Origin of the sequence: Streptomyces sp. MMCC 100, from assembly GCF_041538145.2 — a bacterium.
Classification (GTDB): Bacteria; Actinomycetota; Actinomycetes; order Streptomycetales; family Streptomycetaceae; genus Streptomyces.
On record NZ_JBGORK020000001.1, the window covers coordinates 4,411,152 to 4,435,378 of the forward strand.

Sequence of the window (24,227 nt, forward strand, 5' to 3'; positions counted from 1 at the left end):
TCCGGACAGGGTTCAGGGGACGTCCGTGAGCTTGGGCATCTCCCCCTCGGTGGTCGTGGTGTCGATCACCGAGAAGCTCGCGCCCTGCGGGTCGCTCAGCGCCGCGAACCGGCCGAACGGGGTCGTGATCGGACCGAACCGCAGGATGCCGCCGAGTCGCGTGGCGCGAGCCACGGCGTCGTCGCAGTCGCCGACGGTGAAGTAGACGTTGATGTAGGGCGGAACCTCGGGCGGGAAATCCTCCGTCATGGTCATGCGGCCCAGGACGGGGTCCTCGCCGAGGTCGAAGAGGCGGAAGTCCACCTGGTCGTCCTGCATCTGCTTGGCCCGGTAGGAGAAGACCGCGGGGAAGAAGGCGTCCGACTTCGCGGGCTCGCGGGTGAAGACCTCGGCCCAGCAGTAGGCGCCGGGCACCGCCGTCGCCTCGAAGCCCTCGTGTTCGTCGCCCTGCCAGACGCCGAAGACGACGCCGCTCGGGTCCCGGGCCAGGCACATCGTGCCGAAGTCGCCGACCCGCATCGGCTCGAGGAGCAGCTCGCCGCCGGCCTCACGGATCCGGCCGGCGGTGGCCGCCGCGTCCGGGGAGGCGAGGTAGAGGCACCACTGGGACTGGTCCTCGTGACCGGGCGGGGGCGGCACCACGGCGGCCACCGCTTTGCCGTTCGCATAGCACTGGGTGTAGTTGCCGAACTCCGACGACGACTCGCCGAAGGTCCAGCCGAGCACGTCGCCGTAGAAGCTCTTGGCTCCCTCGACGTCGGTGAACATCGCGTCGGCCCAGCAAGGGGCCCCTTCGGGTTGCACGGCCATGACTGCCGCCTCCTGTGCGGACGAATGGTTCGGAATGTGGGGGGAGGGCGGGGGACGGCCCGGTTCCTCACGCTAGCCATCCCGTGCCCGCCCCGCGCGCCGGCGGCGGGTCACTCCCCGGCGTACGCCCGCTCCAGCTCGGCGATGTCGAGCTTGCGCATCGACATCATGGCCTTGTTGGCGCGCGCCACCTTGGCCGGGTCGGAGTCGCGGAACATCTCCTCGAGCCGGCTCGGGACCACCTGCCAGGACACGCCGAACCGGTCCTTGAGCCAGCCGCAGGGGCCGTCCTCGCCGCCGCCCTCGGTGAGCCTGGTCCAGTAGTGGTCGACCTCGTCCTGGTTCCGGCAGGTGATCTGGAAGGAGATCGCCTCGTTGAACTTGAACTCCGGGCCGCCGTTGAGGGCGACGAACTTCTGGCCGTTGGCCGTGAACTCGACGGTGAGCACCGAGCCGGCGGGCTGGGGCGCTCCCTCGGGGTAGCGGGTGACGGCGCCGATGCCGGAGTTCTTGAAGACGGAGACGTAGAAGTGGGCGGCGTCCTCGGCGTCGCCGTCGAACCACAGGCACGTGGTGAATCCGTCGGTGCTCATGACTACCTCCTGGGAGCGGAACACGGTCACCACTGTCGACCGGTACCGGCCGCGGAACTCATCGCTCTGCCGGTGGCGAATCTGCCGCGGGCAGAGAAATCCCCGGCAGGGGCCGCGGTGGACCGAGAGTGAAGGAACCGCGGCGCATTCGGGCCGCGAACCACTTCCGCCAGCCGCACCACACCTCTACGACTGGTTTCGACTCGACAAGGAGCGCCGATGTCTCCACTCACCGCCTGCTCGGCCCCGGCCGCCCTGCCCAGGGCCGAGGAGGGCGACACCCCCGCGACCCGGTTCGACGACCGGCTCGCCGAGCAGCTGCTCGACCAGCGGATCGTGCTGCTGGGCACACAGGTCGACGAGGTCTCCGCGAACCGGGTCTGCGCCCAGCTGCTGATCCTGTCCGCGCAGGACCCGCGCACCGACATCAGCCTGTATGTCAACAGCCCCGGCGGCTCCGTGCACGCGGGGCTCGCCATCTACGACACGATGCGGCTGATCCCCAACGACGTCTCTACGCTCGCCATGGGGTTCGCCGCCAGCATGGGGCAGTTCCTGCTGAGCGTCGGCACGGCGGGCAAGCGCTACGCGCTGCCGAACGCGCGGATCATGATGCACCAGCCGTCGGCGGGCATCGGCGGCACCACCGCCGACATCGAGATCCAGGCGGACAACCTGGAGTTCACCAAGCGGACCATCGAGCGGATCACCGCCGAGCACACCGGTCAGAGCCCGGAGACCATCTCCCGGGACGGCGACCGCGACCGCTGGTTCACGGCCGAGGAGGCCAGGGAGTACGGAATGGTGGACCAGGTCGTGCAGTCCCTCGCGGATGTGCGCCCGGCCGCCAACAAGCGACGGATGGGGCTGTGACATGGGGAGCTACACGATTCCGAACGTCGTCGAGCGGACCCCGCAGGGCGAGCGGTCCTACGACGTGTTCAGCCGGCTCCTGTCGGAGCGGATCATCTTCCTGGGGACCGAGATCGACGACGGCGTGGCCAATGTCGTGATCGCGCAGCTCCTGCATCTGGAGTCGTCGGCCCCGGAGAGCGAGATCGCCGTCTACATCAACTCGCCCGGCGGCTCGTTCACGTCGCTGATGGCGATCTACGACACGATGACCTTCGTGCAGGCGCCGATCTCGACGTTCTGTGTCGGGCAGGCGGCGTCCACGGCGGCCGTGCTGCTGGCGGGCGGGGACCCCGGGCGGCGGTTCGTGCTGGAGCACGCGCGGGTCCTGCTGGGGCAGCCGGCCAGTGGCGGTCGGCAGGGCACGGTCTCCGACCTGGCGCTCCAGGCCAAGGAGATGGTGCGGATCCGCTCCCAGGTGGAGGAGGTGCTGGCCCGTCACACGCACCACGACGTGGCGACACTGCGCGCGGACATGGACCGCGACAAGGTGTTCACCGCCGAGGAGGCGGTGGCGTACGGGCTGGCCGACGAGGTGCTCGCCCGGCGGCTGGCGAGGGTGTGAGCGGCCGGGCCGGTGTCCCGCTCCGGGCGGGGCGCCGGCCCGCGCGCGTCGTCAGGCGGCCAGGCACATCCCGTCGAACCGCGCGCCGGACGTGCCCCGGCCCGCTCCCGCACCGGTGTGCCGGGAGGTGAGGCGGAGCAGCTCGCCCTGCGCGCGGGCCAGCAGGTCGCCGAGTCCCAGTCCGAGGGCGCCGGCGGCGGCCGCCAGCACCTCCGAGGACGCCTCCTTGCGACCGCGCTCCACTTCCGACAGATAGGGCATGGAGATCCGGGCGGCCTCCGCGACCTCCTTCAGCGTGCGCTCCTGGTCGAGGCGCTCACGCCGCAGGACGTCCCCGACCAGATCGCGCCACAGGGGTTCACGCACGGTGGGCGGCCTTCGCTCCGGGGGAACCGGCGAGGCGGCGGGACGGACTTCCGGGCGGGCGGCCTGCGGGCGCAGCGGAATGACGCGGGCTTCGTTCGGCACGTGGCTGGTCACCTCCTCAGCCTAGGGTTCCCGCCGGATCACGGAAGGGGGCGGCATTCCGCCCACAGGGAAATCCCGGCGGGGTCCGGAGTGCCGGACACCTCCCGCGGGACTACTCTGAAAACGTACGCAGCACCCCGCGAAGACGCCGCGGCACAGGTATCGCGCCACCCGTGGAATCGGGGGGCATGTGCCGCCGCGACCCGGGTACCCGCAAGCGGGAAAAGCCTAGGGAGACGTCCAACCGTGACTTTCGTGGGAGAGGTAATGGAGACCGCCGTGGTCCGGCCGCAAGCGCAGGTTGTCGAGAAGACCGCCGGGAGCGGGACGGGTGAGGAGTCACCGCGGGGTCTCGTGGACCCCCGCACCGTGGCCCCGCGTGACGCACGGCAGCTGTCCCGCCAGTTCTTCCGGCGCCTGACGGAACTCGAAGAGGGCACGCACGAATACCAGTACGCGCGCAACACCCTGATCGAGATGAACATGTCGCTCGTGCGGTTCGCCGCAGGCCGTTTCCGCGGGCGCGGGGACGACATGGAGGACATCGTCCAGACCGGCATGATCGGCCTGATCAAGGCGATCGACCGCTTCGAGCTGTCGCGCGAGGTCGAGTTCACGTCCTTCGCGTTGCCGTACATCGTCGGCGAGATCAAGCGCTTCTTCCGTGACACCACCTGGGCGGTGCACGTGCCGCGGCGGCTCCAGGAGCTGCGCGTGGAGCTGGCCAGGGCCCGCGAGGAGCTCTCCTCCCGCCTGGACCGCGAGCCCACCGTCGCCGAGCTCGCCACGCTGATGAACATCGGCGAGAACGAGGTGGTCGAGGGCCAGATCGCGTCCAACGGCTACAACTCCTCCTCGCTGGACGCCGCCCTGACCGGCGACGGCCCCGAGAACGGCGAGTCGGTCCTGGCCGACTTCATCGGAGTGGAGGAGGACGGGCTGCGGCTCGTGGAGGACTTCCACTCGCTGGCCCCGCTGATGGCCGAGCTGAGCGAGCGCGACCGTCAGATCATCCACCTGCGGTTCGTGGAGGAGGCCACGCAGGCGGAGATCGGCGAACGGCTCGGCTGCTCGCAGATGCACGTGTCCCGGCTGATCAAGCGGATCATCGCCCGGCTGCGCGAAGGCATGCTGGGCGAGCTCGGCTGCGCCTGAACCCCGGCCCCGCAGTGACGACGGTGCCCTTCACCCTTCGGTGAGGGGCACCACGGCGCGTACGCGCTTGCCGACCGGGACGCGTTCGACGACGACCGTCTCCACCAGGGCGTGCACGATCTCCAGGCCGTGCCGTCCGACCCGCTCTGGGTCCCGGGGAAAGCGCTCCGGCACCGCGCCGCTGCTGTCGTAGACGGTCACCGCCACGGAGGTGCCCGTGCCCTCCAGCTCCAGTATGTACGGCCCCATACTGTGCCGGTCGGCGTTGGTGACCAGCTCGCTCACCACCAGGAGCACCGCGCCGTCGGCGCGGGGGCCGATCGTGGCGCACCACTCGGTCCTCAGCTGGTCGAGGAAGAGCGAGGCGAAGGAACGCGCCTGCGCTATGCACCCCGGCTCACCGGAGTAGTGTGCCGCCCGCCTCAGCGGTTCAACGGGTACGTCGAAACCGGTCGGTATCACTGCCCCGTCCAGGTACTCGGTCATGCGTTTCTCTCTCGGAAGCCGGACTCGCCGGACGCTGCTGCACCTGTCCTCGTACCCCGAGCCGCGCATCGCAGTCCCCGTCTCTTCGCAGTGCGGGCATCGTCACAGTCGTGCGGGGAACCCGTGGGTGCGAGAAGGGTGTGCGATCGGGTGGGGGAAGGGTGTGCGATGAACGAACTGATGGCCGCACGAAGCCTCACCACCCGACCGGTGGTCACCCTCGGCGGCGATGCCGTCGCCCATGTCAAGGACACCGTATGCGACGCGGCCGCGGGCCGGATCACCGGTTTCACCCTGACGGGACGGGGCCTGCTGTCCGGTCCCCTGAAGGAGGGCCTGCCGTGGCCGGCGGTGTACGCGCTGGGCCACGACGCGGTGATGATCCGGGACCGGCGCGCTCTGGTGAACGCGGCGGCGATGACGGCACACCAGCAGAACCTCCGGGCCCGGTTGCTGGGGGCCAAGGTGGTGACCGAGGCGGGGGCGGAGATCGGCACGGTGCTCGACGTCGTCGTGGAGGGCGGCACCGGTGGGCGGGTCGTCGGCTTCCGGGTGGCGGCGAGCCGGCGGTTCGTGCCGGGCTCCACCCGGCACCGGCGCCGGGTGTACGTGCCGCGCGGCGAGACGCTCACCGTCACCGGCCGGGCCCTCGTCCTTCCCGAGGACGCCGTCCGCCACGTCGCGGACGACCTGCCCGGCTTCACCGCCCTGGTCGGCGGTGTGCCCGGCCACTGGAAGGGCTCGCTGCCGTGATGCTGTTCACCGAGGTGCGCGGGCTGGCGGTGCTCCCGCCGGGCGGGAGCGGTCCGCTCGGCACCGTGACGTCCCTGACCGTCGACATCGTGTCCGGATCGGTCAGCCATGTCCGGTTCCGCGACGGCCGGTTCGGCCGGGAGATGGCACTGCCCTGGGACGCGGTGCACACGATCGGACCGGGCGCCGTCCGCCTCCGGGCCGCCGCCGTCCCCGAACCGGTGCCCTCCCAACACGACCTGCTGGGTCACCGGGTCCTCGTCGACACGGGCACGGAGCACGGCACGGTGCTGGACGTCGCGTTCGACACGCGGACCGCTCGCGTCCTCGCGCTCTTCACCACCCGCGGCGAACTTCCGGCCGACAGTCTGCTGGGCCTCGGCGAGTACGCCCTCGTCGTGCGGGCGGGCTGAACACCGGCCCGTCCGTGTCGGAGCCGTAGGCCGCCCTCCGGCGCGGACGGCCCTGTCGGCGGGCGTGCCGCGCGAGCGCTGCTTAGCGTGGCAGCGTGAGTTCGCGAAACCCCCCAGTACCACCCCTACCACCCGTACCTCCTGGACCTCCCGGGCCTCCCGGGCCTCCCGGGCCTCCTGGACCTCCCGGGCCCGCCGGGTCTTCCGAGTCTTCGGGGGCGTCGGGGTCTTCCGGCCGGGCGGTCGCCCGTCACGGCTGGGCACAGGCCCTGGGTACGGTGCTGGCCGGGCTGGTCGCCATGGGGATCGTGGCCGCGCTCGGGCTGTGGGCGGCCGGCGCCGCGGACCTGCCCGACAACGCCTTTCCCCGGGTCGTCGTGGCGACCGTCGTCACCGCCGTGGGCGGTGCGCTGGAGATGTCCGGCGACGCGGGCGAGCTGGCGGCCACCGACGCGGGGCTGACCGTGATGCCGCTGTCCGTCACCCTGACCGGTGCTCTGGTGATCGCCCGGGGCTTTCTGCGGCCGCTGCGCCACCGGGCCGTCACCGGCGCCCCGGAGCTGGCCGGCTGGGCCGGGCGGATCGCCGTCCTGTGGCTGCTCGCCCTGCTCGGGACGGCGTTCGCCGCACGGCAGACCTTCGCGGTCTCCCTCGGGGAGGGACTGCTGAGCGACCTCGGCGATCTCTTCGGCATCACCCCGACGGTCGGTTTCACCACCGACGTGCCCCTGACCGTTCTGTTCGGGCTGCTGTGGCTGGCGGGCGTGCTCGTCCTCGCCCTGCTGGCCTCGCGCCGGGCGCCGCTGCCCGGACGGTTGCTGCGGCTGCGGACGTCGGTACGGCCGGCCGCGTACGCGATGGTCATGCTGCTGCTCGCGTACGTGGTCATCGGAGTCGTCGTCGCCCTGGTCGCCGCCGGGACGCGTGGTCACCCTGCGGACACCTTCGCCGTACTGCTGCTCGGGCTGCCGAACCTGGCCTGGCCCGCGCTCACGATCGGCCTCGGGGCGACCTGGAACGGGCGGGTGGAGGGGCCGTTCGGGCTTCCGATGCCCCATGTGCTCGACGAGGTGCTGCGCACACCGGACGTCTCGACCGTGAACGTGGGAACGCTCGCCGAGCGCGACGGGCGGATGTGGTGGCTCGTGGTCGCCGCGGCGGTCCTGGTCCTGGCGGCCGGGTTCCTCATGGCGTCCCGCTCCCCCGTCCGGACGCCGCCCTGGCGGCACGCGGTGCACATGGCGGTGGCCCTGGCACTCACGGTCCTCGTGATCGGCCTCGTCGGCCGGATCTCCGCCCACTACGGGCTGTCGGTGCTCGGCATCGGGGACCTGGGTGGCGGGCTGTCCGGGCGGTTGTTCCTGCGTCCGCGCCTGTGGGGTGCGGTCGGTCTCGCGCTGCTGTGGGGACTGGTCGCCGGGTTCCTGGGCGCGCTGCTCGCGCGCTGGGTGGGCGAGCGCTCCGGCCGGGCCCGGTCCTGAAGCCTGTCGGGGCGGCATCATGGGGTCAGGCGACGGGGACGACCAGGGGCGGGGCGGCCCGCTGCATGCGGAGCGCGTCCACGGACTCGGCCATCAGTTCGTACTCCGTGGTCTCGTCACTGGTCGCGATGCGCACGAGGCGTCCTGCGGCCAACTCGTCGGCGACCAACTCCTGTTGTACGTCGTCGGCGCACCAAGTGCGCAGCATGCGCGGCACGTCGGGTGCGTCGTCGGCGACGGGAGTCAGGGCGCCGCGCGGTAAGTGGGGGGTGTCGGGCTGCGGATCCAGCCGCTCGGCGATCCACGACGCCCGGTCCCGCAGCCACCACAGGGCCAGGGCGAGGGTGGGGGCCCGGTAGGTGCCCAGGGGGACACCGATGCGCCGGCCGTCACAGACACCGTAGGCCGTGACATGGCACAGGAACTCGTCGTGCACTGCTACCCTCCCCCGTCACCCAGCCCGCCCTGCCGGTCCGGCATGACGTCCGTGCGGCTCGTGTGCTGTGCGTGAGGGCGCTGTCGCATGGTGTGAGAGGCCCTAGTGGTGAGTATGTTCACGACTGAACCACTGTCACCATGAATTTCCGGCCAGTCTCCTGGCATATTCACGGCGATTGATGGCCGAAACGCCGCGCCGGGCCGGGCCGGCACCGGTCCTTGGCGGACTGCCGCCTTCGCACGCCCCGCGACGCGGTGACATGACCCCGGGGGTAATCGACGGTGCCGGCGGGCGCGGGCATGGTTGCGGTACCGGGTCACCGAGACCGGAACCCGGTCCCTGACCAGCGCACACCACCTCGATGGAGGCTGATCGCCATGTCCGCACCCACGCGTCGATTCGAGAACGCCGTCGCCCGCTACTTCGAGGCCTGGAACGCCGGGCCTCACGCGCGGGCCAAGGCGGTCGCCGCGGCCTGGACCAATGACGGCGGCTACACCGATCCGCTGGCCGACGTCCGCGGCCACGAGCAGATCGCGGCCGTGATCACGGCGGCGCACGAGCAGTTCCCCGGCTTCGTCTTCCGCCTGACGGGAGTCGTGGACGGGCACCACGACACGGCCCGCTTCTCCTGGGAGCTGGTGAGCGAGGCCGACGGCTCGGCGCCGGTGGCCGGGTCCGACGTGGTCACGCTGGACGACGAGGGTCGCATCCGGGACGTCTACGGCTTCCTGGACCGGGTGCCCGCGGGGGCGTGAGAAGGGCCGGGAGAGACGCACGCGAGCCCGGGTCCGGGGCGGTGGCACGGCCGCCGGACCCGGGCTCGGGCTCGGGCGTCGCTCCTACGAGGTCCTTCAGCCCTTGACGATCTTGTCGATGCGGGCCAGTTCGTCGGCGTCGAAGTCGAGGTTGCCGATGGCCGCGACGCTGTCCTCCAGCTGCCGCGGGCTGCTCGCGCCGACCAGGGCCGAGGTCACCCGGCCCTCGCGCAGCACCCACGCCAGCGCCATCTGGGCCGGTGACTGGCCGCGGGACCCGGCGATCTCGTTCAGGGTGCGCAGCTTGCCGACCAGTTCCTCGGTGACCGCGTCGGAGTTGAGGAAGGGGCTGTCGCTCGCGGCCCGGGAGTCCTCCGGGATGCCGTTCAGGTAGCGGCCGGTCAGCAGGCCCTGCTCCAGCGGGGAGTAGGCGATGGAGCCGACCTTCAGCTCGTCGAGGGTGTCCAGCAGGCCGCTCGTCTCGGGGCGGCGGTCGAGCATGGAGTAGCGCGGCTGGTGGATCAGCAGCGGGGTGCCCAGGTCGGCGAGGATGCGGGCGGCCTCGCGGGTCTGCTCCGGTGAGTAGTTGGAGACGCCGACGTACAGCGCCTTGCCCTGCTGCACCGCCGTGTGCAGGGCGCCCATCGTCTCCTCCAGCGGAGTCTCCGGGTCCGGGCGGTGCGAGTAGAAGATGTCGACGTAGTCCAGGCCCATCCGGTTCAGGCTCTGGTCGAGCGAGGACAGCAGGTACTTGCGCGAGCCCCACTCGCCGTACGGCCCCGGCCACATCAGATAGCCGGCCTTGGTGGAGATCACCAGCTCGTCGCGGTACGGCGCGAAGTCGGCCTTGAGGGCCTCACCGAGCGCGGACTCGGCCGAGCCGGGGGGCGGGCCGTAGTTGTTGGCGAGGTCGAAGTGGGTGACGCCGAGGTCGAAGGCGCGGCGCAGGATGGCGCGCTGGGTCTCGACGGGGCGGTCCGGGCCGAAGTTGTGCCACAGGCCGAGCGAGAGCGCGGGGAGCTTCAGGCCGCTGCGTCCGGTGCGCCGGTAGGGCATCTCCGCGTAGCGGTCGGGGTGTGCGGTGTACAACGCGACTCCAGAGGGGTTGGCCCCCGAGGTACGGGGCTTGGGTGGAACCGTCCTCCACTCTGGCGTGACCTGCGTGCAGTGGTCCAACAGAAGAATCCGATGGGATTGCACGGTTACGCTTCTCAATCATGGAACTGCGTCATCTCCAGCACTTCGTGGCGGTCGCCGAGGACCAGCACTTCACCCGGGCGGCGGAACGGCTGCTGGTGTCCCAGTCCGGTCTTTCGGCGTCGATCCGGGCGCTGGAGCGGGAGCTGCGGGCGCCGCTGTTCGTGCGCACGACCCGCCGGGTGACGCTGACGGAGGCCGGGCGGGCGCTGCTGGACGAGGCGCGGCGGATCCTCGCCCAGGTGCGGTCGGCGCACGAGGCGGTCGCCGCGGTGCAGGGCGTGCTGCGCGGGACGCTGTCGCTGGGCGCCGAGCAGTGCATCGCCGGGGTGCCGGTGGCCGGACTGCTGGCCGGCTTCCGGCGGCGGCATCCCGACGTGGAGATCCGGTTGCGGCAGGCCGGCTCGGGGGAGCTGGCGGAGGAGGTCGCGGCGGGGCGGCTCGACCTGGCCTTCGCCTACCGCACGCAGGCGGACACGGACCAGCTGCGCTCGGTCTCGCTGGCCGGCGAGCCGATGACGGTGCTGTGCCATCCGGACCACCGGCTCGTGGCGGACGGCGCGGTGCTGACCCCGCACGACCTGGCCGACGAGGTCTTCGTCGACTTCCACCCGGACTGGGGTCCGCGCCGCGTCACCGACGCCGTCTTCGCCGCGGCGGGCGTACGGCGGACCGTGCCGCTGGAGGTGAACGACGTGCACGGACTGCTCGACCTGATCGACGAGAACCTCGGCATCGCGGTCGTACCGCGTCACTTCCGGCACAAGCGCGCCGCTCTGACCTCGCTGCCCTTCAAGGACGCGGACGGGACGGAGTACGAGACCATCGCGCTGCTGCCGCCCTCGGCGGCCACCAGCCCGGCGGCGCGGGCGCTGATGGGGCTGCTGGAGACGGGAAGCGCGTGAACGGGGGGCGCGGACGGGCGGACTGCGCGATGGTGGACGTATGCATGCGAAGGACATCCTCATCGAGGGCTACGGCCGTATCCAGGAAGAAGTCCACGCCGCCGTCGAGGGCCTGGGCCCCGACGGCCTGAACGCCCGTCCCGCCGCCGACGCCAACTCCGTCGCCTGGCTGGTCTGGCATCTCACCCGCGTCCAGGACGACCACGTCGCCGATGCCTTCGGGCTCGACCAGGTGTGGCTCACCGGAGAGTGGGAGAAACGCTTCGGCCTGGGCCTGCCCCGCCGGGACACCGGGTACGGCCACGACTCCGCCGAGGTCGCGAAGGTGCGGGTCGACTCGGGCGACCTGCTGACCGGCTACTACGACGCCGTGCACGAGCAGACGCTCACGGCCCTGCGCTCCCTGACCGCCAAGGACCTGGAGCGGGTCGTCGACGACAACTGGGATCCACCGGTCACGCTCGCGGCGCGGCTGGTCAGCGTCCTGTCCGACGATCTCCAGCACGTCGGACAGGCCGCCTATGCGCGAGGGCTGGTTCAGAGCGCGGACGCGTAGCCCGGCAGGACCACGTCCTCGATCAGGGCCTTGCGCTCGTCGAACGGGACGAAGGCGCTCTTGAGGGCGTTGACGGTCACCGTGCGCAGGTCCTCGACGCTCCAGCCCGCCTGCTCGACCAGCAGGGACATCTCCCGCGTCATCGTCGTGCCCGAGACGAGGCGGTTGTCGGTGTTGAGGGTGACGCGGAAGCCGAGGTCCTTCAGGGCGGTGATCGGGTGCTCGGCGATCGAGGTGGCGGCGCCGGTCTGGAGGTTGGAGGTCGGGCACATCTCCAGTGCGATCCGGCGGTCGCGCACCCACGCGGCGAGCCGGCCGAGCTTGCCCGCCGCGAGGTCGGGGATGTCGTCGGTGATGCGCACGCCGTGGCCGATGCGCTGGGCGCCGCACACCTGGAGGGCCTGGTGGATGCTGGGCAGGCCGTGGGCCTCGCCGGCGTGGATGGTGAAGGGCACGTTCTCGCGGCGCAGGTGCTCGAAGGCGTCGAGGTGGTCGGCGGGCGGGAAGCCGTCCTCGGCGCCGGCGATGTCGAAGCCGACGACACCGGCGTCCCGGAAGGCGACCGCGAGGTCGGCCGTCTCCCGGGTGCGGTCGAACATCCGCATCCCGCACAGCAGGGTGCCGACCCGGACCGGGGTGCCCGCCGCGGCCGCCTTGGCCATGCCGGCCGCCAGTCCTTCCTGGACGGTCTCGACGACTTCGGCGAGGGTCAGTCCGCCGGTGGTCATCAGCTCGGGGGCGTAGCGGACCTCGCCGTAGACGACGCCGTCGGCGGCGAGGTCGAGGACGTACTCCTCGGCGGTGCGCAGCAGGCCCTCTCGGTTCTGCATCACGGCGAGGGTGTGCTCGAAGGTGGCGATGTAGCGCACCAGATCGCCGGAGTTGGCGGCCTCGTAGTACCAGGCGGCCAGCTCGTCGGGATCGGTGGTGGGCAGGGCGTGGCCGACGCTCTCCGCCAGCTCGACGACGGTCGCCGGGCGCAGGCCGCCGTCGAGGTGGTCGTGGAGGACCGCCTTGGGGAGGCGGCGGAGGGTCTCGGCGTCTATGCGCGTAGATGACATGTGCGGTGATTCCTCGGCGGTTCTGGCGCGAATGCGGGGACGGGTGCGTGAATGCGGGGGCGGCTGTGTGAAGTACGGGGCGCGCGAATCAGGGGGCGGCGGGCTGGAGCAGGTCCCAGCGGTTGCCGTACAGGTCCTGGAAGACGGCGACGGAGCCGTAGGGCTCGTGCCGGGGCTCCTCCAGGAAGGTCACGCCGGCCGCCGTCATGCGGGCGTGGTCGCGGGTGAAGTCGTCGGTGTGGAGGAAGAAGCCGACCCGCCCGCCGGTCTGATCGCCGACCCTGGCGCGCTGGGCGTCACCCTTGGCGCGGGCCAGCAGCAGGGCGGTGCCCTGCGCCGGGCCGCCGGGCTCGACGACGACCCAGCGGGAGCCGTCGGGCCGGGGTGTGTCCTCGGCGAGGCGGAAGCCGAGGGCCTCGGTGTAGAAGCGGATCGCCTCGTCGTAGTCGTCGACGACGAGGGCGACCAGGGCGATGCGTGTCATCGGCACCTTCCGGGACGGGCGATTGACGGGAGAGGTTATACGTAAAACCCACCGGACGCCAAGTCCCCGCTCAGGGGCTCGGCGCCGGAGCGGTGCGGGTCAGCCCGTGCGGGCGCCGTCCAGCCGGGCCAGTTCCTCGTCGGTGAGGCGGAGGGCGCCCGCGGCGACGTTCTCGGCGAGGTGCTCGGGGTTGCCGGTGCCGGGGATGGCCAGCACGTGCGGGCCCTGGTGCAGGGTCCAGGCGATCCTGACCTGCGCGGGGCTCGCCCCGTGCGCCCGGGCGACCGCGCGGACCTCCTCCTCGTGGGCGCTGCCGGCGCCGCGCGGCCCGGCTTCACCGGCGATGGCGTAGAACGGCACGAAGGCGATGCCCTGGGCGCGGCACTGGGCGAGGAGCGCGTCGGTGGCGGGGTCGTGGAAGCCGAGGCCGTACCGGTTCTGGACGCTCACCACCGGCGCGATGGCCTGGGCCTCGGCCAGGTGCCGGGGTTCCACGTCGGACAGGGCGAGGTGGCGGACCAGCCCCGCCTCGCGCAGCTCGGCCAGGGCGCCGAAGTGCTCGGCGACCGACTCCTGCCTCATGCGGCGCAGGTAGACGACGTCGAGATGGTCGCGGCCGAGCTGGCGCAGGTTCTCCTCGACGTGGGCGCGCAGGTCCTCGGGGCGCGCGGAGGTGGCCCACTCCCCCGACCAGTCGCGGAACGGACCGACCTTGGTGGCGATGACCAGGTCGTCGGCGTAGGGCGCGAGCGCGCTGTTGATCAGCTCGTTGGACGAGCGCAGGGTGGAGAAGTAGAAGGCGGCGGTGTCGATGTGATTGACGCCGAGTTCGACCGCCCGGCGCAGGACGGCGAGGGAGCGGTCGCGGTCGCTCGGGGTGCCGAGGTGGAAGGCGGCGCTGCCCGTCAGCCGCATCGCGCCGAAGCCGACGCGGCGGACGGGCAGGTCGCCGAGTTGCCAGGTGCCCGCGGACTCCGCGGTGATCGTTTCCGAGGTCATCGGCGGAGTCTCGCACACCGCGGGAGCGTCAGCAGTACAGGTTTCCGCCCGGGGAGACGCCGAGGATCTGGCTGAACTGCTGGTACTTGGTGACCCGGCTCTGGACCTGGGCGGGGTTCCTGCCGTCGCATTCCAGCGAGCCGTTGATGGAGCGGATGGTCTGGCCGAAGCCGGCGCCGTTGACCATCGCGTTGTGCGGGGTCATCGTGCCGGGACCGGACTGGGTGTTCCAGTACCACAGGCCGGTCTTCCAGGCCACGGCCGCGTCGTTCTGCACCAGCCAGGGGTTGCCCAGCAGGTCGATGCCGAGCGCGTCGCCCGCGGCCTTGTAGTTGAAGTTCCAGCTGAGCTGGATCGGTCCGCGCCCGTAGTAGGCGGCCTGGCCGGCCGGGCAGCCGTAGGGCTGGTTCCAGTCGCAGTAGTGCGGGTAGTTGGCGGTGTTCTGCTCGACGATGTGCACAAGGCCGCCGGTCTCGTGGCTGACGTTGGCGAGGAAGGCGGCGGCCTCCTGCTTCTTGGTGGTGTCGCTGCCGGTGTTGGCGAAGCCGGGGTAGGCGCTGAGCGCGGCGGTGAGGCCGCTGTAGGTGTAGAAGCTGTTTCTGCCCGGGAACATCTGGTTGAACTGGGCCTCGCTGACGACGAAGTTGCCGACCGGCGTCTGCGAGCCGCCGTCACAGGCGTACGGGTCCCAGTACCAGGTGCTGATGAGCGGGTCGTAGCCCGGGTTGGCGTGCTCGGCGATGTAGGCCTTGCCGTCGGTGTAGCGGACGATGTCGCCCGCGTTGTAGTTCGCGCCGGCCGACCATGCGGGGTAGCTCGAACACGCGGCGGCCGACGCCTCGTCGGCGGGCATGAGCAACGGCACGGCGCCCGCGAGGGCGAGTGCGGTCACTACGGCGGATATGCGGCGCCTCGACACAGGCTTGTCTCCTTCTGCGGAGCACGGCCGCTCCCTACAGGACAGAGCGGAGCGGAACCTTGTGCGCGCGTGCCGGTGGGACCGGCCACGGCGTGGGGGCGGCCGTGGAGGGGGGTGAGGAGGCACACTCAACCGCGTTGGTCTGTACCAGTCAAGGGTGTAGACCAGTTCAACTCGACTGGTCCGCCGAGGCATTGACGGTTCGCCGGGAAACGTACCGGTGCCGGACGGCGACCGGCAGCGGCCCCGCGCCGCGCTCGGCCGGGACGCGGGCCGGGTGGCGCCACAGTCCCCGGGCGGCGAGGCGCGGCAGGACGCCCTCGCCGAACCAGTAGGCCTCCTCGAGGTGCGGGTAACCGGAGAGGACGAACTCGTCGATGCCGAGGGCGTGGTACTCGGCGATCCGGTCCGCGACCTCGTCGTGGCTGCCGACCAGGGCGGTGCCCGCTCCGCCGCGTACCAGCCCGATGCCGGCCCACAGGTTGGGGTGGATCTCCAGGGCGTCGCGGGATCCGCCGTGCAGGGCGAGCATGCGCCGCTGCCCCTCGGACTCGCTGCGGGCGAGACCGGCCTGCACGGCCCGTACGGTCTCCGGGTCGAAGCCGTCGAGCAGTCGGTGCGCCTCGGCCCAGGCCTGCTCCGCGCTGTCCCGGGTGATGACGTGCAGCCGGATGCCGAAGCGCAGGGTACGGCCCTCCTCGGCGGTCAGCGCCCGCATCCGGGCGATCTTCCCGGCCACCTGCTCGGGCGGCTCGCCCCAGGTGAGGTACACGTCGGCGTGCCGCGCGGCGACCTCCCCGGCGACGGGCGAGGAGCCGCCGAAGTACACCTCGGGCACGGGGTCGGGCAGGCGCACCAGCTTCGCGTCCTCCACGCGCAGGTGCTCGCCGCGCAGGTTCACCGTCCCGCCCGCCCACAACTCCCTTACGACCTGCAGGAATTCGCCGGTACGACGGTAACGGGAGTCCTTGTCCAAAAAGTCCCCGTAGGCCCGCTGCTCGCGGCTCTCGCCGCCCGTGACGACGTTGAGCAGGAGCCGTCCGCCGGTCTGCCGCTGGAAGGTGGACGCCATCTGCGCGGCGAGCGTGGGTGAGACGAATCCCGGGCGGAACGCGACCAGGAACTTCAGCCGTTCGGTCGCCTGGGAGACCATGGCGGTGGTCAGCCACGCGTCCTCGCACCAGGCACCGGTGGGGGTGAGCGCGGCGACGAAGCCCAGGTCCTCGGCGGCGCGGGCGATCTGGGTCAGATAGGCCACCGTCGGCGGCCGGTTGCGCCCGGAGTCGGTGGCCGGGGCGCCGTGGCCGCCCCCTACGACATCGCGGCTGTCACCGCTGGTGGGCAGGAACCAGTGGAAGGTGAGGGTGGACACGGGGCTCCGTTCGGGAGGTGGACGCAGCGGGCGGCCGGCCCCGGAGGGCGGGCAGGCCGGGCAGACGGGTCAGCTCGGACCGGCAGCAAGCAAGCGGGCGGTGGGGCAGGCAGGCGGGCGGACCGGAGGGGGCCGGCGCGACCCCATGGGCGGGACGGCAGCACTGGCCGACAGACCGGGGAGCGAGCCGGACGGACAGGCCGGACGGACAGGCCGACGAACAGGCCGGCGGACAGGCCGGACGGGCGCGGCCGCCCCCGCGGGACGCGGCGCGCGCGACTCAGCCCGCCGCGGCCAGCGCGCGGGTCGTCGGCGCGGGGGCGGCCGGGCGGGCGGCCAGGGCCGCCGAGAACTGGTCGACCACATGGTCGAGTGCCTCCGCGGCGCCCGGGGCGACGGTGACCGTGCCGTCCTCGTGGGCCGTGATGTCCCGGTCCAGGGTGAACCAGCCCTGCACGACGTGCGCCGCGCCCATGGAGTTCAGCACGGGGCGGAGCGCGTAGTCGATCGCCAGGACATGGGCGGTGGAACCACCGGTGGCGAGCGGCAGCACCGTCTTGCCGGTGAGGGCGTACTGCGGGAGAAGGTCGAGAAGGGCCTTCAGGACACCGGAGTACGAAGCCTTGTAGACGGGCGTGCCGACGACGACACCGTCGGCGCGGGCGAACAGCTCCGCGGCCTCACTGATCGCGGGATGCCCGAAGTCCGCGCCGAGCAGCGCCTGGGCGGGGACGGTGCGGACGTCGAGCGGGATCACCTCGTGGCCCTGTGCGGTCAGCCGGCCGTCGAGGTGGCGCAGCAGCCGGTTGGTGCGGGAGGAGGCGGACGGACTGCCGGAGACGGACAGGACGGTGGCCATGGGTCCTCTTTTCGGGAAGGCGGGCGCGGCGGAACGCCCGGCGGAGTCTCCTGCGGGAGTACGTCGACCGGGACATGGGAAGCACCGGGCCCGACCGGTCCGCAGTGCGGCCGGGTTCAGGGGGTGCGGAGAGCCTCCGGCAGACGGGTGCCGGGGCGGTGCGGCGAGGTGAAGTCGAGGCGGCGGATCTGCGGGATCAGGCCGCGGTGCGACAGGAGGCGCTGGAGACGCGCGCGAGGTCGACGTGGCGTCGCCGCGTGAGATCCGGTCGCGTTGTCATGCCGACGATCGTGGCAGCCACGGTCGAGGACGGTCAAGGAGAACCGGACCGGTCTCGGATGCCGGCCCCGGAATTCACACGGGCGTGACAAAGCGAACCGGCCGGACCCGGCTTCCGCGCGGGCGCTCACAGCACCGGGAGATCCCGTACCGTTCCACCTCTACACATAAGGGCTGAATAAGAGCAGAATGAACTTATGTGGCGCTACCGCACACCGCACCAGAAGCGGATGGCCCTGCAAGTCAAAGGAGACGACTCATGGCCAACGTCTCGCACCCCCGAGGTGACATCACCAGCCACCCGGACGCCCCGGAAATGCAGGCGCGCTACGCGCGCATGCTCGGTGGTCGCGACGTGGCACTCGTGGACGGGCCGGTGTTCCTGCTCGGCCTCTACTGTGCCGTGTCCCCGTGGATACTCCACTTCACCACCAGCCAGCCCTCACTCGTGGCCCACAACCTGATCGTGGGCATCGCCATCGGTCTGCTGGCCCTCGGATTCACCCGCGCCCCGGAGCGCATGTACGGCCTCAGCTGGGCCATGTGCGCGATCGGTGTCTGGATGATCATCTCGCCGTGGATCGTCGGCTCGAGCCCGGACGCCGGCGTCATCTGGAACAACATCATCATCGGCGCCCTGGCCTTGGTCCTGGGTATGGTCTGCGCCGGTACGGCGGCGCGGAGCGCCCCACACAGGCACTAGACACACCGGAAGGAAACGGCACGGGCCGGTCCCGCACTCGCGGACCGGCCCGTCGCCCGTGCTCACGCGGACGCCCCCCGCCCACGCGCCCGCGGCCGCCGACGGGTCAGGACCGGCGGACTGCCTCCGCCCGCAGTGGGCAGACGCACTACTGCGGGGGCCTTGACACAAAGGGGTGGAGATGGAGATCGACGGCATTATCAGCGCTATCGTCATCGGTGTCGTCATCGGTGTACTGGGCCGACTCGTCGTTCCGGGTCGGCAGCGCATCGGCGTCCTGTGGACAATCCTCGTCGGCATCGTCGCCGCGCTCATCGGATCGTGGATCGCGTCGGCGTTCGACGTGGCCGACACCGGCGGCGTCGACTGGATCGAGTGGCTCATCCAGATCGGCCTGGCCGCGGTCGGCGTGACCGCACTGGACCGCTCCAGGTCACGCCCGGGCCGTTGAGGACGGACCTGACCGTCACCGGCTGCGGAGCCACGCCTCGTACCAGGTGACGGTCGCGTCCACGGTGTCCGCGAGCGGTGTCGGGGCGACCTCGAAGAACCGCTCGAAGGCACTGGAGTCCATGATCTGCGGCTCCGTGTGCTGGTAGAACATCTCCTCGTACTCGGCCATCAGCTGCTCGTCGAAGGGGCCCAAGGGGCGGGGCCGTTCGAGGACCACGACGTTCAGCGGGCGGCCCACCCGCTTCTCGACCATCGTGTGGATCTCACGCGTGCTGACGGCTGGCGCGGTCGGCAGGTGCCAGACTCGGCCGTCGCCGTCGGGACGCTCACCCAGCGTGGCGAGACCGGCCGCCACGTCCGCTATGCCGGTGTAGCTGTGCGGCAGATCGATGTCGCCCATGGCCACGACGTCCCCACCGGTGAGCGCGCCGGGGAAGACGGCCGCACCCAGGGACGAGTTGAGGACGCCGGGCCCGACGAAGTCGGCGCTGCGGCCGAGAACCACGCGGGCCCGGCCGGACCGGTGGGCGGCGAGGTACCGCTCGTCCAGCTCGGCGCGCATCCGGCCTTTCCGGCTGGTCGCCTTCCAGGGGCTGTCCTCGGTCATCACCGCTCCCCCGGTCTCGCCGTACGGGTAGAGCGTGTCGAGCACGACCAGCCGGGCGCCGCTCGCCTCGACGGCGGCCAGGACGGCCTCCTGGACCCTGGGCATCACCTCGACCTGGAGGTGATAGGCGACGTTGACGCAGTGGTGGACGACGGCGGCGTCACGCACGGCGGCACGGGCGCCGTCGACCGTGCTCACGTCGGCGGCGATCCGCTCGACGCCCTCGATCGCGGGACCTGCGGCCCTGCGGTCCACCAGCCGGACGGGGTGACCCCGGCGCACCAGCTCACGAGCGAGCGCGGTGCCGGCGGGGCCGGATCCCAGAACGGTGTGCGGGGCGTGCGACTGCGGGGTTGCGGTGGACATGGCGCTCCTCTTGCCTCGACTCGCTAGACTCACTCTCTTTCGTTATAGACTCTAACTTGAGCGAATGGCGATAGCAAGATGCCCGCTGAGGGAGACAGAGGGAGACATAGGCTGGATGTGAAGGAGCGCGTCACGAGGAGGGCCGTACGGCATGGTCGTGAAGGACGCCGAACTGCCCCACCTGCGCCGCTGCGTGGAGCTGGCGGCCGAGGCACTGGAGGCCGGCGACGAGCCGTTCGGGTCGGTGCTGGTGGACGGGGACGGCACGGTGCTGGCCGAGGACCACAACCGGGTGGCCTCCGGCGACCGGACCCGTCACCCGGAGTTCGAGCTCGCGCGCTGGTCCGCCGCCCGTCTGACCCCCGAGGAACGGGCTGCGGCCACGGTGTACACGTCCGGCGAGCACTGCCCGATGTGCGCCGCCGCACACGCGTGGGTGGGCCTGGGGCGCATCGTGTACGCCGCCTCTTCGGAGCAACTGGTGGCGTGGCTGACGGAGTTGGGCGTTCCCGCGCCGCCGGTGCGGCCGCTCTTGGTGCGGGAGGTGGCGCCCGGCGTGACCGTGGAGGGTCCGGTGCCGCAGCTCACCGAGGAGATCCACGCCTTGCACCGGCGCTTCCACACGGGACGCGCCTGAGTCGGGGGAGGTCCGAAGCCGAAGGCCCCCGCACGCCGGGGCCGGGGCGCCCGTCCAGGTGGCGGGCGCCCCGGCCCCGGCCCTGCGCCGGGTTCCGGGTCCCGGGTCCCGGCGCCGGCACCCGAGACCCGAGACCCGAGACCCGAGACCCGAGACCCGCACAAGCGTGACCGGCAACGGGCGGGTCGACTCACGTCACGAGACCGCGGCGCGCTCAGCCCTGGGCGTTCGGCCGGAAGCGCCGGTAGAGGGCGGTTCCGCCCAGCACGAGCGCGGCACCGCCGGCGAGGGCCGGCAAGGTCCCGTCCGCCCCGGTGTGGGCGAGGGAGACCTGTTCCCGCGGCGGCGCGGCGTGCGGGGACGGTCCGGGCCCGGCGCGCTCCTCCTCGGGGGCGGACGGCTCGGGCTCCGCCGGGGGTCGTACGCGCTCCGGGTGGTCGCCGGAGTCGTTCGTCGACTCGTTGCCGACGGCCGGGTTGCCGATGCCGACCACGTTGACGCTGTTGCCGCTGACGTTCACCGGGAGGTGCACCGGCAGCTGCACCCCGTTGCCGGAGAGCACGCCCGGCGAGTCCTTTCCGCCTCCTTCGGCGACCGCGCCGCCCGACGTGCCCCCGGACGTGCTGCCGGACGTGCTGCCCGAGGCTTCCGCCTCGTGGTGCGACGCCCCCGTCGACCCGGTGTTGGCGCAGCTGTTGCCCGCGGCCGGGTTGAGGAGCCCCACCACGTTCACGGTGTTGCCGCACACGTTGACCGGCACGTCCACCGGGAGCTGGACGGTGTTGCCGGAGATCAGTCCGGGTGAACCGGCCGAGGATCCGTCGGCGCCGGCACCGTCGGACGCGAACGCCGCGTACGCCGGCATCGTCACGGCCAGCGCGCCCGACGCGGCGACGGCGAGCACACCGTTTCGGGTAACCCTTCTCATGAGGTTCCCTGCCTTCCAGACATGGTCGCGGGCGCTCGCCCGCACCGGTTAAAACGCGGGCGCACCATCCGAGTTATGGCTTATCGGTCTTTCACCCCATCGAGTGGGCGGTTCATCGAACAACCGGTGCCCCGTCCGGTGCGCCGGCGCCCGGAGGCGCCGGATGCGAAGCCCGCTTATGGTGAGCGAGGGCGCCGACCACCGGTCCGCGACGGGGCGCCCGGGAGGCATCGATGCAGGCCAAGCTGGAGACTCGGCCCTCGGTCCGGCGCTGCGCGGTCACCGGAGCGCTCGGCCTGGCCCTGCTGGGTGCGGGACTGCCCGCCGCGAACGCCACGGCCACCGCGACCACCGCGACCACCGCGACCACGCGGGACGCCGGATCCGGACTGTCCCGGTTCTACGACCAGAAGATCAAGTGGTCGGCGTGCGAGGGCACGGAGATGCCGAAGGACCTGCAGTGCGGCAAGGTCACCGTCCCCGTCGACTATGCGCGGCCCAAGGGCAGGACCCTCGACGTGGCCCTCGCCCGGTACCGGGCGACCGGCGACTCACGGGGCTCCGTCCTGCTGAACTTCGGCGGCCCCGGCGGCTCCGGTGTCAATGAACTCGCCGCCGGCGGCAAGGAGTTCATGCACCTCACCAACGGCTACGACGTCGTGACCTTCGACCCGCGCGGCGTCGGCCGCTCCTCCCCGGTCTCCTGCGGACCGGCCACCCTGAAGATCATGGAGGCGACGGACGGGGACGAGGGGACGGGTGACCCGGAGGGCGTGCTGAAACGGCTGCGGGACGCGGCCGCCGAGTGCGCCAAGTACTCCGGTCCCGTACTGCCCCACATAGGCACGGTCGACGCCGCGCGCGACATGGAGGTGATGCGCCGGGCACTCGGCGACGACCGGCTCGACTACCTGGGCTTCTCCTACGGAACCCGGCTGGGAGCGGTGTACGCGGCCCGGTTCCCGGACAAGGTCGGCCGGATGGTGCTCGACGGCGTGGACACGCTGACGGAACCGCTGACCGAACAGGGGCTGGCCGGCGCGCGGGGGCAGCAGACCGCGCTGGAGAACTTCCTCGACTGGTGCGTCGAGGACATCGCCTGCCCGTTCGGTCAGGACGCCCGGAGCGCCCGGGACGAGGTCGCGCGGCTCGTCGCCTCCCTCGACTCCGATCCGGTGCCGTCGGCCTTCGGCGAGCCCTTCACCGGGCAGGACATGGTCGGCGCGATCGGTCAGGCGCTGTACAGCCGGCAGCTGTGGCCCTCGCTGGAGCGGGCGCTCGCGCAGTTGCTGGAGGACGGTGACACCCGCGGCCTGGAGGGCTTCTCGTCCGGCGGCGTCACCTTCCCGGTCCGCGAACCGGGGCGTGCACCGGTCCGCGAGGACAAGGGCGCGGGGCTCACCGACGAGGAGGACGTCCCCATGGACAACCTTCCGGCCGCCCTGATGGCGATCAACTGCGCGGACGATCCCGACCGTCCGACCGCCGCCCAGGTCACCGCGTCCCTCGGGCGGCTGCGCGCACGGTACGAGGAGGCCTCGCCGGTCTTCGGCCGGTACCGGCTCACCCAGGTACTCATGTGCTACGGGCGCCCCAAGGGCACGGACTACATCCGGGACGACGTGAAGAACCTCGACACCGCGAAGATGCTCCTGGTCGGCACCCGCGGCGACCCGGCCACGCCGTACCGCTGGACGGTGGAGACGGCCGACCGGCTCGGTCCCTCCGCCGTGGTCCTCGACAACCGGGGCGAGGGGCACACCGGCTACGCGTCCTCCGGGTGCGTGCACCGCAAGGTCGACGACTTCCTGCTGTACGGCTCCCTGCCGCCCGACGGCAGCTCCTGCGGCCCCGAGCCTGCCGGTGAGGGGTCCGACTGAGCGGCACCCCGCTCCGAATGCCCGATATGCCCGTTGGTCCTATCGTGCTGACATGGAGCACGATCTGAGTCCCGCCGCCCTCGCCGAGCTGCGGCGCCCCCGCCCGTACCCGGCCGTGTCCGTACTGACGCCGACGCACCGCCGTGAACCGGACAACGCCCAGGACCGGGTCCGGCTGCGCAACGCGGTCGCCGCGGCCAAGAAACAGCTGGCGGAGGACCCGTCGGTCAGCCGCGACCGGCGCGCGGAGGTGTCCCGCGAACTCGACCGGGCCATGGCCGAGGTCGACCTGACGTACGCCGAGGACGGTCTGGCGATCTTCGCCGCTCCCGGCGAGCACCAGGTCTGGACCCTCAGCCGTTCCGTGCCCGAGCGCGTGGTTCTCTCGGACACCTTCCTGACCCGCAACCTCGTCGCCGCGCAGGCGGCCGAGCGGCCGTTCTGGGTCCTGTCGGTCGCCGCCGACCGCGTCAAGCTGTGGAGCGGCGGCGCGGGCCGGGTCGTCGAGGAGCACCTCGGCGGCTTCCCGCTCGACCGGCCCGCGGAGGACTTCGACCCCGAACGCCAGGAGCGGATCGGCGACGCGCCGAGCACGTTCCGGGACGAGGGCACCCGGAAGTTCCTGCGGGACGCCGACGCGGCGATGGGCAAGGTGCTGCGCGCGCATCCCCGCCCGCTGTACATCACCGGCCCCGAGCCGGCGCTGTCCCTGTTCGACGGGGCCGGCGCACTCGCCGCGGACGCTGTGCTCGTCCCGCACGGCGGGCTCGCGCACGGTTCCGCCGAGGCGGTGTGGCAGGCGGTGCGGCCGGTGCTCGAGGACGAGGCGCGCGGGTCGGTCGAGGCGGTGGCCAGGGAACTGGACGCGGCCCGCGGCCGCAAGGACTTCGCGGCCGGGGTCGACGAGCTGTGGGAGAGCGCCCACACGGGCCGCGTCCGGCTGCTGGCCGTCGAGGAGAACTTCAAGGTGACGATGCGCGACGACGGTGAGCACCTGCTCCCGGCGGACGACGGCGACCTCGACGCCCGCGAGGACATCGTGGACGAGATCGTCGAGCAGTGCCTGGAGACGGGCGCCGACGTGCGCTTCGTGCCGGACGGCACGCTCGGGGACGCGGAGGGCATCGCGGGGGTGCTGCGGTACTGACGCCCGCCGCCGCCTCCTGGGCCGCTCCTCTTCCCCGGCGTG

General features: G+C 72.0%; 29 protein-coding genes. 14 read left to right on the top strand and 15 right to left on the bottom strand.

Going from position 1 to position 24,227, the window contains the following annotated elements; all coding sequences use genetic code 11:
* Positions 1–12: 12 nt before the first annotated feature.
* Together ABS735_RS20545 and ABS735_RS20550 are read right to left on the bottom strand one after the other, a co-directional pair.
* A complete protein-coding gene (locus tag ABS735_RS20545) occupies positions 13–810 on the bottom strand; it encodes a VOC family protein (protein ID WP_373901197.1) in 798 nt (265 codons plus the stop codon).
* A 110-nt stretch (positions 811–920) separates the two neighbouring features.
* Positions 921–1,403, bottom strand: coding sequence for a VOC family protein (locus ABS735_RS20550; protein ID WP_373901196.1), 483 nt, complete (start codon positions 1,401–1,403; stop codon positions 921–923).
* A gap of 219 nt (positions 1,404–1,622) precedes the next feature.
* On the opposite strand from ABS735_RS20550, the gene ABS735_RS20555 reads away from it, so the two are divergent.
* Together ABS735_RS20555 and ABS735_RS20560 are read left to right on the top strand one after the other, a co-directional pair.
* Positions 1,623–2,276 carry an ATP-dependent Clp protease proteolytic subunit gene (locus ABS735_RS20555; protein ID WP_373901195.1) on the top strand — a complete coding sequence of 218 codons (654 nt, stop codon included), beginning with the start codon at positions 1,623–1,625 and terminating at the stop codon, positions 2,274–2,276.
* Position 2,277: 1 nt separating this feature from the next.
* Positions 2,278–2,880, top strand: a complete 603-nt coding sequence (locus tag ABS735_RS20560) for a ClpP family protease (protein ID WP_373901194.1) — start codon at positions 2,278–2,280, stop codon at positions 2,878–2,880.
* Between the two features lie 51 nt (positions 2,881–2,931).
* On the opposite strand, the gene ABS735_RS20565 is transcribed toward ABS735_RS20560, so the two are convergent.
* On the bottom strand, positions 2,932–3,360 hold the full coding sequence (locus ABS735_RS20565; protein ID WP_373901193.1) for a helix-turn-helix domain-containing protein: 429 nt from the start codon (positions 3,358–3,360) through the stop codon (positions 2,932–2,934).
* A 255-nt stretch (positions 3,361–3,615) separates the two neighbouring features.
* Between ABS735_RS20565 and ABS735_RS20570 the strand changes: the two genes are divergently transcribed.
* Positions 3,616–4,503 (top strand): RNA polymerase sigma factor SigF, encoded by an 888-nt coding sequence (locus tag ABS735_RS20570; RefSeq protein ID WP_373901286.1) that lies wholly within the window; start codon positions 3,616–3,618, stop codon positions 4,501–4,503.
* A gap of 30 nt (positions 4,504–4,533) precedes the next feature.
* Here ABS735_RS20570 and ABS735_RS20575 read toward each other — a convergent pair whose 3' ends face one another.
* Positions 4,534–4,989, bottom strand: a complete 456-nt coding sequence (locus ABS735_RS20575) for an ATP-binding protein (protein WP_373901192.1) — start codon at positions 4,987–4,989, stop codon at positions 4,534–4,536.
* Positions 4,990–5,157: 168 nt separating this feature from the next.
* Here ABS735_RS20575 and ABS735_RS20580 point away from each other — a divergent pair, with 168 nt between their 5' ends.
* From ABS735_RS20580 to ABS735_RS20590, 3 genes are all read left to right on the top strand, one after another.
* The gene (locus tag ABS735_RS20580; protein WP_373901191.1) at positions 5,158–5,742 is read left to right on the top strand and encodes a PRC-barrel domain-containing protein; all 585 of its coding nucleotides are present in this window, start codon (positions 5,158–5,160) and stop codon (positions 5,740–5,742) included.
* Entirely contained in the window at positions 5,739–6,155 is a 417-nt protein-coding gene (locus ABS735_RS20585; RefSeq protein WP_373901190.1) for a hypothetical protein, read from the top strand. The genes ABS735_RS20580 and ABS735_RS20585 overlap by 4 nt, the downstream gene beginning before the upstream one ends.
* 95 nt (positions 6,156–6,250) lie before the next feature.
* Complete coding sequence (locus ABS735_RS20590) at positions 6,251–7,636, top strand: streptophobe family protein (protein ID WP_373901189.1); 1,386 nt, start codon at positions 6,251–6,253, stop codon at positions 7,634–7,636.
* 25 nt (positions 7,637–7,661) lie between these two features.
* Here the strand turns inward: ABS735_RS20590 and ABS735_RS20595 are convergent, their stop codons facing one another.
* Positions 7,662–8,072, bottom strand: coding sequence for a hypothetical protein (locus tag ABS735_RS20595; protein WP_373901188.1), 411 nt, complete (start codon positions 8,070–8,072; stop codon positions 7,662–7,664).
* A gap of 380 nt (positions 8,073–8,452) precedes the next feature.
* Between ABS735_RS20595 and ABS735_RS20600 the strand changes: the two genes are divergently transcribed.
* Positions 8,453–8,833 (top strand): nuclear transport factor 2 family protein, encoded by a 381-nt coding sequence (locus tag ABS735_RS20600; protein WP_373901187.1) that lies wholly within the window; start codon positions 8,453–8,455, stop codon positions 8,831–8,833.
* A 96-nt stretch (positions 8,834–8,929) separates the two neighbouring features.
* Here the strand turns inward: ABS735_RS20600 and mgrA are convergent, their stop codons facing one another.
* Positions 8,930–9,922: an L-glyceraldehyde 3-phosphate reductase gene (mgrA, locus tag ABS735_RS20605; RefSeq protein ID WP_373901186.1), complete on the bottom strand. Its 993-nt coding sequence runs from the start codon at positions 9,920–9,922 to the stop codon at positions 8,930–8,932.
* A gap of 128 nt (positions 9,923–10,050) precedes the next feature.
* Between mgrA and ABS735_RS20610 the strand changes: the two genes are divergently transcribed.
* Together ABS735_RS20610 and ABS735_RS20615 are read left to right on the top strand one after the other, a co-directional pair.
* Positions 10,051–10,935, top strand: coding sequence for a LysR family transcriptional regulator (locus ABS735_RS20610; RefSeq protein WP_373901185.1), 885 nt, complete (start codon positions 10,051–10,053; stop codon positions 10,933–10,935).
* 40 nt (positions 10,936–10,975) lie between these two features.
* Positions 10,976–11,491, top strand: coding sequence for a mycothiol transferase (locus tag ABS735_RS20615; RefSeq protein WP_373901184.1), 516 nt, complete (start codon positions 10,976–10,978; stop codon positions 11,489–11,491).
* Here the strand turns inward: ABS735_RS20615 and ABS735_RS20620 are convergent.
* From ABS735_RS20620 to ABS735_RS20650, 7 genes are all read right to left on the bottom strand, one after another.
* Positions 11,473–12,552 carry an adenosine deaminase gene (locus ABS735_RS20620; protein WP_373901183.1) on the bottom strand — a complete coding sequence of 360 codons (1,080 nt, stop codon included), beginning with the start codon at positions 12,550–12,552 and terminating at the stop codon, positions 11,473–11,475. The two genes, ABS735_RS20615 and ABS735_RS20620, sit on opposite strands and share 19 nt — an antisense overlap.
* Before the next feature lie 88 nt (positions 12,553–12,640).
* Complete coding sequence (locus tag ABS735_RS20625) at positions 12,641–13,036, bottom strand: VOC family protein (RefSeq protein WP_373901181.1); 396 nt, start codon at positions 13,034–13,036, stop codon at positions 12,641–12,643.
* A gap of 99 nt (positions 13,037–13,135) precedes the next feature.
* Positions 13,136–14,035, bottom strand: coding sequence for an aldo/keto reductase (locus ABS735_RS20630; protein WP_373901180.1), 900 nt, complete (start codon positions 14,033–14,035; stop codon positions 13,136–13,138).
* A 28-nt stretch (positions 14,036–14,063) separates the two neighbouring features.
* The gene (locus ABS735_RS20635; RefSeq protein ID WP_373901179.1) at positions 14,064–14,954 is read right to left on the bottom strand and encodes a glycoside hydrolase family 19 protein; all 891 of its coding nucleotides are present in this window, start codon (positions 14,952–14,954) and stop codon (positions 14,064–14,066) included.
* 169 nt (positions 14,955–15,123) lie between these two features.
* Complete coding sequence (locus ABS735_RS20640) at positions 15,124–16,326, bottom strand: LLM class flavin-dependent oxidoreductase (protein ID WP_373901178.1); 1,203 nt, start codon at positions 16,324–16,326, stop codon at positions 15,124–15,126.
* Between the two features lie 280 nt (positions 16,327–16,606).
* On the bottom strand, positions 16,607–17,185 hold the full coding sequence (ssuE, locus tag ABS735_RS20645) for an NADPH-dependent FMN reductase (protein ID WP_373901177.1): 579 nt from the start codon (positions 17,183–17,185) through the stop codon (positions 16,607–16,609).
* A gap of 196 nt (positions 17,186–17,381) precedes the next feature.
* Positions 17,382–17,465, bottom strand: a complete 84-nt coding sequence (locus tag ABS735_RS20650; RefSeq protein WP_350891961.1) for a putative leader peptide — start codon at positions 17,463–17,465, stop codon at positions 17,382–17,384.
* A gap of 258 nt (positions 17,466–17,723) precedes the next feature.
* Here ABS735_RS20650 and ABS735_RS20655 point away from each other — a divergent pair, with 258 nt between their 5' ends.
* Complete coding sequence (locus tag ABS735_RS20655) at positions 17,724–18,167, top strand: SPW repeat protein (protein WP_133886637.1); 444 nt, start codon at positions 17,724–17,726, stop codon at positions 18,165–18,167.
* A 181-nt stretch (positions 18,168–18,348) separates the two neighbouring features.
* Positions 18,349–18,618, top strand: a complete 270-nt coding sequence (locus tag ABS735_RS20660) for a GlsB/YeaQ/YmgE family stress response membrane protein (protein WP_373901176.1) — start codon at positions 18,349–18,351, stop codon at positions 18,616–18,618.
* A gap of 15 nt (positions 18,619–18,633) precedes the next feature.
* Here the strand turns inward: ABS735_RS20660 and ABS735_RS20665 are convergent, their stop codons facing one another.
* On the bottom strand, positions 18,634–19,593 hold the full coding sequence (locus ABS735_RS20665) for an SDR family oxidoreductase (RefSeq protein WP_373901175.1): 960 nt from the start codon (positions 19,591–19,593) through the stop codon (positions 18,634–18,636).
* Between the two features lie 151 nt (positions 19,594–19,744).
* Between ABS735_RS20665 and ABS735_RS20670 the strand changes: the two genes are divergently transcribed.
* Positions 19,745–20,230: a nucleoside deaminase gene (locus tag ABS735_RS20670; protein ID WP_373901174.1), complete on the top strand. Its 486-nt coding sequence runs from the start codon at positions 19,745–19,747 to the stop codon at positions 20,228–20,230.
* Positions 20,231–20,444: 214 nt separating this feature from the next.
* On the opposite strand, the gene chpB is transcribed toward ABS735_RS20670, so the two are convergent.
* Positions 20,445–21,158: an LAXTG-anchored chaplin ChpB gene (gene chpB, locus ABS735_RS20675; RefSeq protein ID WP_373901173.1), complete on the bottom strand. Its 714-nt coding sequence runs from the start codon at positions 21,156–21,158 to the stop codon at positions 20,445–20,447.
* 233 nt (positions 21,159–21,391) lie between these two features.
* Here chpB and ABS735_RS20680 point away from each other — a divergent pair, with 233 nt between their 5' ends.
* Together ABS735_RS20680 and ABS735_RS20685 are read left to right on the top strand one after the other, a co-directional pair.
* Entirely contained in the window at positions 21,392–23,038 is a 1,647-nt protein-coding gene (locus ABS735_RS20680) for an alpha/beta hydrolase (protein WP_373901172.1), read from the top strand.
* A gap of 52 nt (positions 23,039–23,090) precedes the next feature.
* Positions 23,091–24,185, top strand: coding sequence for a baeRF3 domain-containing protein (locus ABS735_RS20685; RefSeq protein WP_373901170.1), 1,095 nt, complete (start codon positions 23,091–23,093; stop codon positions 24,183–24,185).
* Positions 24,186–24,227: the final 42 nt, after the last annotated feature.